This is a genomic window from Rhizobium freirei PRF 81 (assembly GCF_000359745.1).
In the GTDB taxonomy this organism is placed as follows: Bacteria; Pseudomonadota; Alphaproteobacteria; order Rhizobiales; family Rhizobiaceae; genus Rhizobium; species Rhizobium freirei.
Window position 1 is genome coordinate 189627 of record NZ_AQHN01000011.1, and the last position, 14677, is coordinate 204303.

A 14677-nucleotide genomic window follows, 5' to 3' on the forward strand; every position below is an offset into this window, starting at 1 on the left:
TGAACACACGGAAAGGCGGCCGTCTCAATATAATACACGTATAGGGTGAAGTCATGTAAGTCTCGGGTAAGGTTTGCATGCAATAATAATGACCGGATTCGCTGCCTATATTGAAGATCTATTGGGATTTTGCCGATGATTTCCACCTATCTTGGTTATAAGATCGCAACCAGAGATATGGCGACCTCGCTCAATCAGGTGGCGTCGCAGTCGCAAAGCAAGCGCCTGATCGACTATTACAAAGCCAATATAGGCAAAGTAACCAACGTCGATGACTTCCTGAATGACTATCAGCTATACAGTTATGCCATGGAAGCCTACGGGCTATCCGACATGACCTATGCCAAAGCCTTTATGAAACAGGTGCTGACCAGCAACCTGAGCGATTCCACCAGTTTCGCGAATCAGCTCAACGATTCCCGCTACAAGGCATTCGCCGCCGCGTTCAATTTCGGTACGGGCAGCACGAAGACGGCGCAATCGAGCGCCCAGGAAGACGATCTCATCGGGCTTTATCAGCAATCGTTTACGACTGAAGAAACGTCCGCGGCCACCGAAACAAGCTACTACGCCCAGAACATCGGCTCCGTTAAGACGGTCGATGACCTTCTCGGTAACACGCGGCTGAGAAACTACGTGCTGCAGGCCTACGGCATCGATCCGACCAATGCATCGAATTCCAATCTGAGGCAGATGCTGACGAGCGATCCGAGCGACCCCAACAGCTATCTCAATCAGAATGGCGGCACCGCCGACAAGGCTCTCGCGGCCGAATTCAATTTCAATGCGGACGGCACGGTCAAGGCCTCGACGCCCGACAGCGACACCGCCTATTACCAGGCCAATATCGGGACGATCACCTCGGTCGACCAGCTCACGTCCAATCCGCGGCTGTTCCAATACGTCAAGACCGCCCTCAGCATCCCGGCCTATATCACCGCCGACCAGTTCAACGCTTCGGCCAGGGATGCCGGCGTCGCGACGTCAAACGGGCTGACCAGCGTCATGGCGCAGTTCAATTTCCAGTCGGACGGGACTGTTGCCGCCGGCTCGCAGGCGCAGACATCGGCTCAAGTGAGCGCCACGACAGCGGCCTACACCACCAACTACACCGGCGGGCCGCAGACGCTCGGGCAGGAAGCCGATGTGATGGGCGCCTACAATTCCACCGTGCCGTCATTCATTACGAGCGTCGGCGCGACCGACAATAATCAGTACTACAAGGACCACATCGGCTCCATCACGTCGGTGGATCAGCTGACCTCGGATCCTCGCCTCTTCAATTTCATCAAGACCGCCTACGGTATCGATCCGACCACGCCTGCCGTTGTCCTCAAGAATGCTTTCGGCGACGCGACGACCGCCTCCATCTTCGGCCTGACAAATGTGGTCGCCGCATTCAATTTCCAGGCGGACGGGACGCTTGCTGCCGGCCAGACGGCACAATCCCAAAGCGCCATCGACGCGGCCTCGACCGCGTACATGAGCAACTACAAGACGTCGCAATCGAGCCTGACGACGGATGCGGTCAACAACTACAAAAACCGCATCGCCAGCGTGAAGACCATCAAGGATTTCTTCACGAGCAATACGGCCGACAGCAGCTCATCCAACGACAGCGCGCCCGAGCTCTACCAGATGGCGTTGCGCGCCTATGGCATCGGCTCGGACGAGGTGACGAAGTCGCAGTTGACGAAGATTCTCGAAAGCGATCCCTACGATCCGAAGAGCTACGTCAATTCGCTCAAGGACACGCGCTTTACCGATCTCGCAAAAGCCTTCAACTTCGACAGCAAGGGCAATCTGAAGGCCCCGGTTCAGTCCCTGTCGCAGGGGCAGATCAACAGCTTTATCTCTCAATATTCCAGCCATACCACCGCCGGGCTCACAGGCGCCTTGCTGACCAAGGCCACCAGCGACGCCAAGACCGCCGGCACCTATTTCGCGACCAATATCACCAAGGTTAACACCGTCACGGAACTCCTGGCCGACAGCAAGCTCACCAATTTCATCCTGACGGCCAGCGGCATCGATCCGAAAACAGTCGATACGGCGACGCTGAAGAAGGCCTTTGCTTCTGATCCATCCGATGCGAAGAGCTTCATCAACACGGCTGATGGTGCCAAGTTCAAGAGCATCGTCGAGGCGTTCAACTTCGGCACGGATGGCAATCTGACGGACAGCAAGCTCGGTACGGCGCAAAACCAGGGAGCGCTGGCCTCGACCAACGATCTCTACCTGCGTCAGACGCTGGAAGATCAGCAGGGCGATACCAATCCCGGCGTACGCTTGGCTCTGTATTTCCAGCGCAAGGCGCCGAATATCAATTCGGTCTACGACATCATGGGCGACGCGGCGCTTTATGCCGTCATCACCACGACCTACAGCCTGCCAAGCGCGATGTCGTCGATGGATGTCGACACGCAGGCCAAGATGTTGGGCAACTTCGTCAAGGTCAGCGACCTCAAGGACCCGACCAAGGTCGACGCGATGCTGCAGCGATTCTCGGCGATGTATGATCTGCAGAACAATACGACGTCATCCACGTCGCCGGCCCTGTCGATTCTCTCGGGTTCTTCGTCCGGCGTCGGGATCAGCGCCGACACGCTGCTTTCGATCGCGCAACTGTCCTCGGCGAAATAACGAGCCACGCAAAAAATTTAACAGGACTCTTTGCCGCGTTTTAACGCGGCAAAGTCGTTTCCGTGTGCCTGTTTCCTTGGGATTTTCGATGTTGTCGCGGCGGCACAGCGAGCGGGAAATAAGAGCTTTCGGAGACGCCAAGAAGGAACTTATTAACCATCCTTGCCCTATTCGATTTGGGAAGCCATCGGCAATATCAATGACTGGGTTGCAGGTCTCATGCGTCTTTCCCGAACGACAGTTTCAAATGCGTCGCAAGGCGTCCAGCCGGAGGGCGAACTCGAAGCCGAACAGGCAGCCGAAGAGGCGCGCCGGGCCGAGCAGATCGCTGCGCGCCGAGCGTTTCTGGAAGAGAAGATTCGCAACGCCCGCGAAGCCAAGCGCAAGGCGGAGGAGCAGCGTCGCGCCGAGGAACTGCGCCGTGCCGAAGAGATAAGGCAGCGTACCACCGCCGCTCCGAAGCCGGTGGTCGAGGCCCTGCAGGCGACGCCCGCGGAGCGCGCTCCGGTCATGCCGGTTCTGCCGCAAGGTATTTCTGCGGAAGATCTTGCCTCGCCCGGCTGGCAGAACGCATTCCTGATGGGGCCGAACGTTCGGTTCACCCGCACGCGGGAAAACGAAATCATCAGCCGCCGGCCTCATGCCGAACCTCCGGTCGAGGCGACGCGACCGGTTGCCGCGCACGCAACGATGCGTTTGATGGAGCCACCGGTCATTGCGGCCGCACCAACTCCTGTCGCCCCTCCGCGCACGCAGCCCGCCGAATTCCATTTGCCGCCGCTTGAGGACATGCCTTTCGCGGTGGAGGGCTACATGCCGTCAGTAATTCAGAAATCCCCGGCGACCTCGCCGGACGCATTGGAGATGACCGTTATCGCTACCGCATTTTCGAAGGCTCCGGCGATCGCGCTGGATGCTTCCCCTGTTCAGTCACGTGTTCCAGAGTCCGTAGTCGCGCCTGTGGTCGAGTCGCGGCTTACCCATCTTTCCGATTTCGCCTTCTGGGACGCGATGCCGTTCGACGGCGAATTCGTCTCTGCCATCAAGGGCGAGTCGGCTCAGCCGGCGGTTCCCCAGCTTGAGGTCGAAGCCGAATCGATCGTTGCGAAGTTCCGCGTCGTCGAATGCCGCCGGCCCGCCGCGGTTGCCGAAGTCCCGCAAACTATCGAGTTGTCGGCTGTGGCGGAAATCGTCGCCCCGGTCGAGGCTGCTCCCGTCCTTGCGCCGGTAGCTGTCAGCACGCCCGCCATGGACGAACTGGCGGCGTGGGAAGCCGTCGTTCAGATCGCTGTCATCGAGGTGACGCCCGAGATCGCCGAGCCGGCTTCTGCTGAGCTGCAAGTCGCTGCCGCGCCGGAAGCATTCGTACCGCCCGCTTTCGTGGCCGCCGTCTATGGCGCGGAAGCTGCTCCGGCAGCGGAAATCCGTCCGACGCCGGTCATGGTCCTGGCACCGATGCCGACAAAGGTCGCCGCATCTGCGCCGGTGGAGCCCGTTACCAAAGTCGCCCCGACACTTCCGGCCGTCGAAGCTGCCGCCCAGCGCCTGATCGACGCGCCGCCGTTGCGAATCACGCCGCGCCGGCCCGCATCACTGACGCCGCCCGAGTGGCGTCCGATCGCCCTAAGCGTTGATGGCGAATACGAGCTTCCGCCACGCGAACTGCTGCAGGAGCCCGCCGTGCGTTCCGGCGTGATCATGACGCAGGAAACGCTCGAGCAGAATGCCGGCCTGCTGGAAAGCGTGCTGGAGGACTTCGGCGTCAAGGGCGAGATCATTCATGTCCGCCCCGGCCCGGTTGTCACGCTCTATGAATTCGAGCCGGCACCTGGCGTCAAATCCTCGCGCGTCATCAACCTCGCAGACGATATCGCGCGCTCGATGTCGGCTCTGTCGGCTCGCGTCGCCGTCGTTCCCGGCCGCAACGTCATCGGCATCGAACTGCCGAACGTCAACCGCGAGACCGTCTATTTCCGCGAGATGATCGATTCGCCCGATTTCGAAAAGAGCGGCTATAAGCTTGCACTCGGCCTCGGCAAGACGATCGGTGGCGAGCCTGTTATCGCGGAACTCGCCAAGATGCCGCATCTGCTCGTTGCCGGCACCACCGGTTCGGGCAAATCTGTCGCCATCAACACGATGATCCTGTCGCTGCTCTATCGGATGACGCCGGAGCAGTGCCGCCTGATCATGGTCGATCCGAAGATGCTGGAGCTGTCGGTCTATGACGGCATCCCGCACCTGCTGACCCCCGTCGTGACCGATCCAAAGAAGGCCGTCATGGCGCTGAAGTGGGCGGTGCGCGAGATGGAGGATCGCTACAAGAAGATGTCGCGCCTCGGCGTGCGTAACATCGACGGCTACAACAGCCGCGTTGCCTCCGCCAAGGAAAAGGGCGAGACGATCCACGTCATGGTGCAGACCGGCTTCGACAAGGGCACCGGTGCCCCGATCGAAGAGAGCCAGGAAATGGATCTGACGCCGATGCCCTATATCGTCGTCATCGTCGACGAAATGGCCGACCTGATGATGGTCGCCGGCAAGGAGATCGAAGGCGCGATCCAGCGTCTGGCGCAGATGGCGCGTGCCGCCGGCATCCACTTGATCATGGCGACGCAGCGACCCTCGGTCGATGTCATCACCGGCACGATCAAAGCGAACTTCCCGACGCGCATCTCCTTCCAGGTAACGTCGAAGATCGACAGCCGCACCATTCTCGGCGAGCAGGGTGCGGAGCAGCTGCTCGGCCAGGGCGACATGCTGCACATGGCCGGCGGCGGGCGCATCTCCCGTGTCCATGGCCCCTTCGTCTCCGACGAGGAAGTCGAAAAGGTCGTGGCGCACCTGAAGCTGCAGGGCCGTCCGGAATATCTCGACACGGTCACCGCCGACGAGGACGAGGAAGACGAGGAAGAAGATACGGCCGTCTTCGACAAGGGCGCGATTGCCTCGGAAGACGGCGACGATCTCTACGAGCAGGCGATCAAGGTGGTCATGCGCGACAAGAAGTGCTCGACCTCCTACATCCAGCGCCGCCTCGGCATCGGCTATAACCGCGCGGCCTCGCTCGTCGAGCGCATGGAGAAGGACGGTCTCGTCGGCCCCGCCAACCATGTCGGCAAGCGCGAGATCATCACCGGCAACCGCAATGGCGGCGGCAATTCGGGTCAGGAAGATTTTGATTGATCACCTAGGCAGCCAAGCCTACGCGATACCGGAATGAAAAGGGAAGCGGCTCTCCATTGGAGGGCCGCTTCCCTTTTATCAGACGCGCTCAAGCTTGATGTGCGGCAGCGGCGGCAATTCGACACGGATCGCATCGTCCGGTTGCACCCGCCCGCCCTGCACGACAATGCTCATGATCCCCGCCTTGCGGACCAGCCCGCCATCGGCATCCTTGTCGAGCACCGCATGCAGCAGTCCCTTCTGAAAATCGTCGATCTGCTTGCAGGGATTGCGCAAACCCGTCACCTCGACGATCGCTTCCTCGCCGATATGCAGGCGCGTGCCTTGAGGTAGGGAAAGCAGGTCGATCCCTCTGGTCGCGATATTCTCGCCCATGTCGCCCGGCGCGACGGAGAAACCCTTTTCGGTGAGTTCGTCGAACAGCTCTTCGTGGATGATATGCACCTGGCGCAGATTGGGCTGCGTCGGATCGACCGCGACGCGGGAGCGATGTTTCACCGTAACCCCCATATGCGCGTCGCCTTCGACGCCAAGCCCGGTCAGCAGTTGGATATGATCTTTGTTCTGCTTGCTGAAACCATGCACGCCGCTGCTGCTGACGGCCGTCACATATATGCGCTTGTCGCCCATGCCGAACCCTTCCATAAACAATCGAGATCGTTATAAATTGGTATATACCAATTTCAAGGCGACAGATTTGTGATGGATGAGAAAAATCGGCAGCGTGAGGGCGTAAAAGCTGCAGGGGGCTGGGCGACTGTTGCCGCGGAACTCAGAAGCGCCATCGACAGCGGCAGGCACGTCCCGGGAAGCCGCCTGCCGAGCGAGCGCGCCCTGTCCGAACAATTCGGCGTCTCCAGGGTGACGATGCGGCGTGCGATCGCAGAACTCGAAGGGGAGGGACTACTGCGCGTCGCGCGCGGAAGCGGCGCCTATGTCCGCGCAGACATGCCCGTACGCTTCCAATTGGGCGACAAGGTGCGCTTCAGCAAGGACCTGACAGCGACGGATGCAAGCCTCACGCGTAAGGTTTTCTCGGAGAGGGAAGTTCCGGCAAATACCGATATCGCCGCGAGGCTGAATCTGCAGCCGGGCGAGGCGGTGCTGGAAGTGTGTGTGGTCGCCTATGCCGATGCGCTTCCCGTCTCGGTCGTCATGCGCAGCTGCTCGGCAAAACGCTTTCCCGGCCTGGCAGAGAAGTTCGCTGCCATGGGCTCGTTTACGGCGGCGCTGAAGGATTACGGCGTGACCGACTATCGGCGTCGCTCCACCGACATCACCGCGCGCATGCCGACCGAAGCCGAAGCGCGCTTCCTGCAGCAATCGCGCCTGACGCCCGTGCTTGCCTATGCCGGCGAAGACATCGATGCCGACGGCACAATCATCTCGTGCCAGATCGGCTGCTTCGCGTCGGAGCGCGTCGTCGTGACGGTCTAGGATCTCAGACCTTGAGGACCTTGCCCGGATTCATGATCCCGGCCGGGTCAAAGGCGGTTTTGATCCGCCGCATCAGGTCGATCTCGATATCGGAGCGGATCGAAGCCAGCTCGTCGCGCTTCAGCTGGCCGATGCCGTGCTCGGCGGAGATCGAGCCGCCATGCTGCAGAACCAGGCCGTGCACGATCTTGTTCATCTCGCGCCAGCGGCCGATGAACTCCGCCTTGTCGGCGCCGACGGGCTGCGAGATGTTGTAGTGGATGTTGCCGTCACCCATGTGGCCGAAGGCACAGACGCGTGCGCCAGGCATGGCGGCGACGACGGCCTTTTCGGCCTCCGCCATGAATTGCGGGATCTGCGCCACCGGCACGGAAACGTCGTGCTTGATCGAGCCGCCCTCCGGCTTCTGCGCGTCCGACATGCTCTCGCGCATGTGCCAGATGGCTTGCCGCTGCGCTTCCGAACTGGCGATGGTCGCATCCTGGATCAGGCCGGCCTCATAGCCCTGTTCGAGCAGCGCCGCCATCATCCGTTCGGCCGTCTCAGCCGAATCGGAGGTGGATATGTCGATCAGCACGTACCAGGGATGGGCAGTTTCCAGCGGATCGCGCACGCCTGGAATATGTCGGGCGGTGAACTCGACGCCGATGCGTGGCATCAGCTCGAAGCCGGTCAGGGCTGTACCGCAGAGACTTGAGGCATTCTTGAACAGGGTCAGCGCATCATCGACCGATTGCAGTCCGGCAAAGGCGACCTGATGGCCGAGCGGCTGCGGGAAGAGCTTTAGCACAGCGCCGGTGATGACGCCGAGCGTACCTTCGGCGCCGACGAAAAGGTCGCGCAGATCATAGCCGGTATTGTCCTTCTTCAGGCGGCGCAACCCGTTCCAGATTTCGCCCGTGGGCAGTACGACTTCGAGGCCGAGGCAGAGCTGGCGCATGTTGCCATAGGCAAGAACGGCCGTGCCGCCTGCGTTGGTGGAAAGATTGCCGGCGATGCGGCATGAGCCTTCCGAGCCGAGTGAGAGCGGAAACATGCGGCCATGATCGGCCGCTGCCTTATGCACATCGGCCAGGATGCAGCCGCCGTCGACAACAATCGTATTGCCGACCGGATCGACATCGCGCACGCGGTTCATGCGCTCCAGCGACAGGATGATGTCGGAGCCGCCCTCGCGCGGCGTCTGCCCGCCAACAAGGCCGGTATTGCCGGTCTGGGGAACGATGGCCGCGCCGGTCTCGCTTGCTAGCTTGAGGATCGAAGAGACCTCCTCTACCGAGCCGGGCTTCAGCAGCATCGGCGAGGCGCCATGATAGAGCCCGCGATTTTCCACGAGGTGCGGCGCGATTTCTGCAGGATCCCGCACGGCATGTTTCTCGCCGACGATGGCGGCGAAGCGATCGAGGAGGTCGGAAGAGGGGGCGGAGCTGCTCATGGCGTGTCCTTTGCCTGATGGTGTCGGCCTATTTATTCTCTGGGAGCGGCTGCGCGGCGCAGCCGGTCGTTGATGGCCTCGCCGAGGCCCTCGTCGGGAATATGCGAGAAGGCGATGGTCGCTGCGCCGGTAGCATCGGCGCGCTTCATGAAGTCGAAGAGATTTGCGGCGGCCTCTGAGAGATCGCCAGCGGCGCTCAGATCCAGCACGGCAACGGCCTTTTCGATGCCGGCAATGTCTGGCGTCCCGAAGCGGATCAGCGTCTCGTTCTCGGAAATCTCCGTCGCATCGAGCCGCACGGCCGCTCCCGGCGCATAATGCGAAGCCATCATGCCAGGCGCCTCGATGGCGGCAGAAGCCTTCTTTTGGCGCTTCAGCGCCTTGCCGGCCACCCGCTCGATTTCGCTTGCCGCCAGCCCGCCGGGCCGCAGCAGGCGCATCTCGCCATCCTCGACCTTGACGATGGTCGACTCCACGCCGACGACCGAAGCCCCGGCATCGAGGATGAGGGTAATTCGTTCCCCGAGATCGTCATCGACATGATCGGCGCTGGTGGCGCTGATCTTGCCTGATGTATTGGCGCTCGGCGCGGCAAGCGGCCGGTCGAAGGCGCGGATCAGGTCTCCTGCAAAGCCCTGCGGCACGCGAATGCCGACCGTGTCGAGACCGGCCGTCGCCAGCGGATGGATGCCGCTATCGGATCTCAGCGGCAGCACCAGCGTCAGCGGCCCGGGCCAGAAGGCTTCAGCCAGCTTCCGCGAGATCGGATCGAAGACCGCATAGCGCTCGGCCATGGCAAGATCGCTCATATGGCAGATCAGCGGATTGAAGCGCGGCCGGCCCTTCGTTTCATAGATCCGGGTAATCGCGGCTGGGTTGGTGGCATCGGCGGCAAGCCCGTAGACCGTCTCCGTCGGCAGCCCGATCGGCAGACCTTCGGCGAGGGTTGCCGTCGCGACGTCTATCGCCGTTTGCGGATGTTCGAGAATGTCTATGTGTCGTGCCATGGCCTGCCTGCTTGCAGTTCAGGCCGTTCTTATGCTTTTCGAGTTTTCGGATCAATCGTCAAAGCTGGCGAATGATGTCGCGAAGCTGCTCGTTGCGGGCGCCGAGCAAAAGAACATTGCGGATGGCGATCTGCGGGTCGTGGGTATGAAACAGCACGCCGTTGCCGCGAATGTCGCGATTGATCGTCAGCCTCTTGTCTTCCGCTTGCCTGTCCGCAAGGACGGCGACGGCGAAATACATCCGCGAATATTTGAGGCTGATGTCTTCGAAGAAGTTCTCTTCCTGGCCGATGCGGGCAAAGAAATTGGCGATATAGAAGGCCCAGTTTACTTCTTCGTATCGCGCGAACTGAGTCCGCGCGGCGGTGACGTGGCAATAGCCGAGATGCGGCGTGTCCTTCAGCGTGTGATGGAAGATGAGCTTGGGGAAGCGGATGGATTTGTGAAAGCCGTTCAGCCGGTCGTGGGTCTTCTCGCCGGCGCTTAGCAGCTTCTGCGCCGTGCGTTCGGCCACCTCTTGATGGGTCATGTATCGCCGCTCTTCGGCAAGCCAATCTGGCCTGTCGCGATTGATGCGGCCGGTGCGCAGGAATTCGCTATGCCCCGTCGTCGATACCGCTGGGGCCGGCTCGGGGTCGGCGGGCTTCCCAGTGTCGAAATATCTGAGTTTGGCCATGCCGGGTCTCGCTATAGAGGTCTGGAAACTGCATGATATTGCGCATGGCTTGAGCCGGGCTTAACGCCGCCGCCCGCAAATTCTCGAGGAGACACAAAGCATGACCGGAGTGACCGATCTCAAGCAGCTGCTCTCCGGCATGAAGCCTAATCTCGTCGACGGCGAGTTCGTCTATTGCAGCGTGTCGGCGTCTGCTCTTGCGGATCATATGCATCTGGAGCCGATAGGCCTTTTCCGGGAACGGGAGGGCGTGACCCTGATCCTTCCTTTGGAAACCGCGCGGCGGGCAGGGCTTCCGGCCATGCCTGCCATGCGGATGATCACGCTCGATATCCATTCCTCGCTGGAGGCCGTCGGTCTTACCGCGGCCTTCGCGACGGCCTTGGGAAACGAAGGCATCAGCGCCAATGTCGTTGCCGCCTACTATCATGACCACATCTTCGTCCCAGCGGGCGACGCCAATCGCGCGATGGCGGCACTGCAGGCTCTTTCCGCCGCCCAGGCATCACATTGAACGCCCCCGCGGCCGCCGATTCTGTCGCAATTAGAATAAAGCGTCATCGATGAGATGCCGACAGACGATTGCCCACAGGTCCCGTCGCGATACTTAAGAGATTGAATTGCCTTTCTATATTTTCACAGCGAGCAACCGTCCCCACATATGGTTTCGTCTGTCGCCAATTTCGAAGTCGATGTCGCATTGTAGCGGAGCGGCCGATGGGGCCGAGAGCTATGATGATATCAATCTCAAGGTGCCGTCCATCCGGGAGACGGAGGTTCTGTCAACAGGGCCGTTCCAGAGCCCGGAAACCAGCCTTGGGCAGATATGATTTACTGACCGCGACGGGCGGTCGGACATTTTGGCCATTCCTGATGGCCGCGCATGTCCTTCGCTCGTTCCCGGTACTGCGCGAGGATAGGCAAATGGATATCAAAAGCAATGTTTTGCGGCAATTGAAGAACCGCCGCGAGGGCTTCAGCCTGGAGCAGCCCTTCTACATCGATCAGGATTACTTCAAGCTCGATATGGAAATGATCTACTATCGCGACTGGCTGTTCATCGGCCATGACTGCGAAGTACCGCGCGCCGGCAACTATTTCACGGTGCAGATCGGCGAATATCCGGTCGTCATCGTTCGCGGCCGCGACCAGGTTATCCGCGCCTTCCACAACAGCTGTCGCCATCGCGGTTCGCGCGTCTGCACGACCGAACGCGGCTCCTCGGCCAAGCTCGTCTGCCCCTACCACCAGTGGACCTACGAGCTCGACGGCTCGCTGCTCTTTGCCCGCCAGATGGCCGAGGATTTCGACAAGAGCCAGTATTCGCTGAAGCAAGTCCACTGCGAAAGCGTCGCCGGCTATATCTTCATCTGCCTGGCGCAGAACGCCCCGGATTTCGCCCCGGTCCGTGCCGCGATCGAGCCCTATATGGCGCCGCATCGCATGAGCGAAGCCAAGGTCGCCTTCCAGAGCACCATCATCGAGAAGGGCAACTGGAAGCTGGTCTGGGAGAACAACCGCGAGTGCTACCACTGCGCCGCCAATCACCCCGAGCTCTGCCGCACCTTCCCCGAAGCGCCGACCGTGACCGGCGTTCAGGGCGCGATGAGCGATCCCATCATCCTCGAGCATTGGGCACGCTGCGAAGCCGCTGGCCTGCCGAGCGAATTCAAGATCTCGCCGGACGGGCAGTTCCGCACGGCCCGCATGCCGCTGATCGAAGGGGCTGAAAGCTACACCATGTCGGGCCAGAAGGCCGTCAAGCGCCAGCTCGCCTCCGACGTGACGATGAACGGCATCGGCACGATGCTGCTCTTCCACTACCCGACGACCTGGAACCACCTGCTCGGCGACCACGCCATTTCCTTCCGCGTGCTGCCGCTCAATGCCGAAGAAACCGCCGTCACCACCAAATGGCTGGTTCATAAGGATGCGGTCGAAGGCGTCGACTACGATATCGAAGAGCTGACCCACGTCTGGAACGAAACCAACGATCAGGACCGCCGCATTGTCGAGGAAAATGCCTTCGGCATCCACTCGCCGGCCTATGAGCCCGGCCCTTATTCGGAAATCCACGAAGGCGGCGTCATGCAGTTCGTCGAATGGTACTCGAACTTCATGATCGACCGTCTGCAGGGCGATCAGGCCAAGCTCTCGGCGGTAGCCTGAGCATGAGCAAGACCGCCTCCAAAAGTCATCGGCACCTCGATCAGATGCAGCCCTGGAGCGACAGGCAGCATCTGCTCGAATGCCTCTCGGTCACGCCCGAAGCGCCCGATGTGATGACCTTCACATTCGGACCTGACAAGGATAACTGGTTCCGCTATCTGCCGGGCCAGTTCGTGACGCTTGAGCTGCCGACGACGCCGGAGCCGGTCATGCGCACCTATACGCTGTCGTCGACGCCGTCGCGGCCCTTTTCGGTCGCCGTGACGGTGAAGGCGCAGAGGGACAGCATCGGCACGCGCTGGATGTTCGACAATCTGAAGCCCGGCATGCGCATCAAGGCCTTCGGACCTCTCGGCGATTTCAGCCATATTCGCCACCCAGGCGAAAAATATCTCTTCGTGTCAGCCGGTTCCGGCATCACCCCGATGATGTCCATGACCCGCTACATGTCCGATATCGCGCCGCTCTCTGATATCAGCTTCATCAATTGCGCACGCAGCCCCGCCGACATCATCTTCCGTTCGGAGCTGGAATATCTCGCCCGTTTCATGCCGAACCTCAATCTCGGCCTGATCGTCGAGGGCTGCGGCCGCACCGATCTCTGGTCGGGGCTGAAGGGCCGTATCGACAAGGCCAAGATCGGCCTGCTTGCGCCCGATTTCATGGATCGCACCATCTTCTGCTGCGGCCCGGAAGTCTTCATGGATGCCGTTCGCTCCATGCTGGAAGCGCATAGCTTCGACATGTCGCGCTACCATCAGGAGAGCTTCCAGCCGGCGAATGCGGCAACACCGCTCGCCGAGGTCGCCGACGACGCGTCGACCGAGACCGCGACTACGATTCGCTTCACCATGGCTGGCAAGGATGTCCTCTGCCCGGCCGGTCAGACCGTGCTTCAGGCGGCACGCGGCGCCGGTGTGAGGATCGGTGCGGCCTGCGAATCCGGTCTCTGCGGCACCTGCCGTGTGCTGAAGCTTTCGGGCGAGGTCGAGATGAGCCATAATGGCGGCATCCTCGAGGATGAGATCGAGGAGGGCTATATCCTGGCCTGCTGCTCGCGCCCGAAGACGGACGTGCAGGTCGAAGCCTGAGCCGATCTCCGGCTTCGCCTAATTGCCTAGAAATCCTGATAGTTCAGCTCATTGATTTCGAGCGGCTTGGGTTGCGCGGTCGATGCCGTCACCACGGGGTCGATCAGCAGCGAGACGAGCGTCTGTCGCGGCCCGTTGCAAGTCGCAGCCTGAGCGATCGTCAGGTCGGGTGCCGGGAGCGGCCTGGCGGGCACAAGGTCGCCCTGCGGCCAGCTCTTCGCGAGCTGAACCTTGGTCATTGGCACAATGTTGACGTCGATGTCCGTCAATGTGCCGGGAACGCGGTAAGGGCAGCTCTTGTCGGAGCAGTTCTCTGACGAGACGAACTGCCAGATGGCGTAATTGTCCCAATTGCCGAGCGGGAAGGTGCCGTTCACATCCGGTTTGTAGCGTGCATACCAAAGCGGCAGCCGCGATAGCAGCGGATAGCTGTCGCGATGATCCGCAATGTATCGCGCCGTGTTGTGATTGGTGTAAAGGATAGGGTAGCGCCCGGTCCTGACCTTGATATGCGCAACGAAGATCTGGGCGTCGTCGAGCGACATGAACTGCGCGGCGTCCATGCCGTCTATGTCGAGCACCATCAATTCGTCCGGCTGCGGATCGGCATAATCGAGAAAATGGTTGGCCTGATCGATCGGATTGCCCGGCCGCCCCAGATGATAGGCGCCCCATAATAGGCCATTGGTTTTCGCCAGCATGCGGCGCGTCTGATAAAGCTCGCGGCTGATGGCATATTTGCGCCAGATCGTCTTGCAGTGGGCTGGCGTATCGCCGCCATGGTTGGCAGCGCAATTATAGGTCGCGGGCAGGCCGTCCGAGGCTTTGGAGATGAAGCCGGCGATGCGCTTGTCCTGCAGAAACGCATTCCAGTCGATGGTATTCAGCTCGTATGCATCGACGATGAGGGCGTTTTTCGGATCCGTCCAGGGTTGGCTTTCGCCAGCCGAAGGCTTCGTAGCCGGCCCCATGAAGGTCAGAACCGTTAGGAAGCTGCAAATCAGGGCGTGGGTCTGCCAGGATCCTTTCATGA

The 14677-nt window shown here is 60.9% G+C and carries 11 protein-coding genes; 6 read left to right on the forward strand and 5 right to left on the reverse strand.

Annotated features, from left to right (window positions below):
• Positions 1 to 135 precede the first annotated feature (135 nt).
• Together RHSP_RS04885 and RHSP_RS04890 are read left to right on the forward strand one after the other, a co-directional pair.
• Positions 136 to 2643 carry a DUF1217 domain-containing protein gene (locus RHSP_RS04885; RefSeq protein WP_004109945.1) on the forward strand — a complete coding sequence of 836 codons (2508 nt, stop codon included), beginning with the start codon at positions 136 to 138 and terminating at the stop codon, positions 2641 to 2643.
• Positions 2644 to 2862: 219 nt separating this feature from the next.
• Entirely contained in the window at positions 2863 to 5829 is a 2967-nt protein-coding gene (locus tag RHSP_RS04890) for a DNA translocase FtsK (protein ID WP_004109949.1), read from the forward strand.
• Between the two features lie 78 nt (positions 5830 to 5907).
• On the opposite strand, the gene RHSP_RS04895 is transcribed toward RHSP_RS04890, so the two are convergent.
• On the reverse strand, positions 5908 to 6459 hold the full coding sequence (locus RHSP_RS04895) for an MOSC domain-containing protein (RefSeq protein WP_004109951.1): 552 nt from the start codon (positions 6457 to 6459) through the stop codon (positions 5908 to 5910).
• Between the two features lie 72 nt (positions 6460 to 6531).
• Here RHSP_RS04895 and phnF point away from each other — a divergent pair, with 72 nt between their 5' ends.
• Entirely contained in the window at positions 6532 to 7266 is a 735-nt protein-coding gene (gene phnF / locus RHSP_RS04900) for a phosphonate metabolism transcriptional regulator PhnF (protein ID WP_004109953.1), read from the forward strand.
• A 4-nt stretch (positions 7267 to 7270) separates the two neighbouring features.
• On the opposite strand, the gene RHSP_RS04905 is transcribed toward phnF, so the two are convergent.
• From RHSP_RS04905 to RHSP_RS04915, 3 genes are read right to left on the reverse strand one after another with little or no spacing between them, the layout of a single operon-like run.
• On the reverse strand, positions 7271 to 8701 hold the full coding sequence (locus tag RHSP_RS04905; protein ID WP_004109955.1) for an FAD-binding oxidoreductase: 1431 nt from the start codon (positions 8699 to 8701) through the stop codon (positions 7271 to 7273).
• Between the two features lie 32 nt (positions 8702 to 8733).
• Positions 8734 to 9708: an L-threonylcarbamoyladenylate synthase gene (locus RHSP_RS04910; RefSeq protein ID WP_004109957.1), complete on the reverse strand. Its 975-nt coding sequence runs from the start codon at positions 9706 to 9708 to the stop codon at positions 8734 to 8736.
• 58 nt (positions 9709 to 9766) lie between these two features.
• On the reverse strand, positions 9767 to 10384 hold the full coding sequence (locus RHSP_RS04915; RefSeq protein WP_037149652.1) for a DUF6656 family protein: 618 nt from the start codon (positions 10382 to 10384) through the stop codon (positions 9767 to 9769).
• A 100-nt stretch (positions 10385 to 10484) separates the two neighbouring features.
• Here RHSP_RS04915 and RHSP_RS04920 point away from each other — a divergent pair, with 100 nt between their 5' ends.
• From RHSP_RS04920 to RHSP_RS04930, 3 genes are all read left to right on the forward strand, one after another.
• Complete coding sequence (locus RHSP_RS04920) at positions 10485 to 10898, forward strand: ACT domain-containing protein (RefSeq protein WP_004109961.1); 414 nt, start codon at positions 10485 to 10487, stop codon at positions 10896 to 10898.
• Between the two features lie 410 nt (positions 10899 to 11308).
• The gene (locus tag RHSP_RS04925; protein WP_037149655.1) at positions 11309 to 12553 is read left to right on the forward strand and encodes an aromatic ring-hydroxylating oxygenase subunit alpha; all 1245 of its coding nucleotides are present in this window, start codon (positions 11309 to 11311) and stop codon (positions 12551 to 12553) included.
• A gap of 2 nt (positions 12554 to 12555) precedes the next feature.
• Positions 12556 to 13644: an FAD-binding oxidoreductase gene (locus tag RHSP_RS04930; RefSeq protein WP_004109967.1), complete on the forward strand. Its 1089-nt coding sequence runs from the start codon at positions 12556 to 12558 to the stop codon at positions 13642 to 13644.
• 26 nt (positions 13645 to 13670) lie between these two features.
• On the opposite strand, the gene RHSP_RS04935 is transcribed toward RHSP_RS04930, so the two are convergent.
• Positions 13671 to 14675: a glycoside hydrolase family 25 protein gene (locus RHSP_RS04935; RefSeq protein WP_004109969.1), complete on the reverse strand. Its 1005-nt coding sequence runs from the start codon at positions 14673 to 14675 to the stop codon at positions 13671 to 13673.
• Between the last annotated feature and the right edge of the window lie 2 nt (positions 14676 to 14677).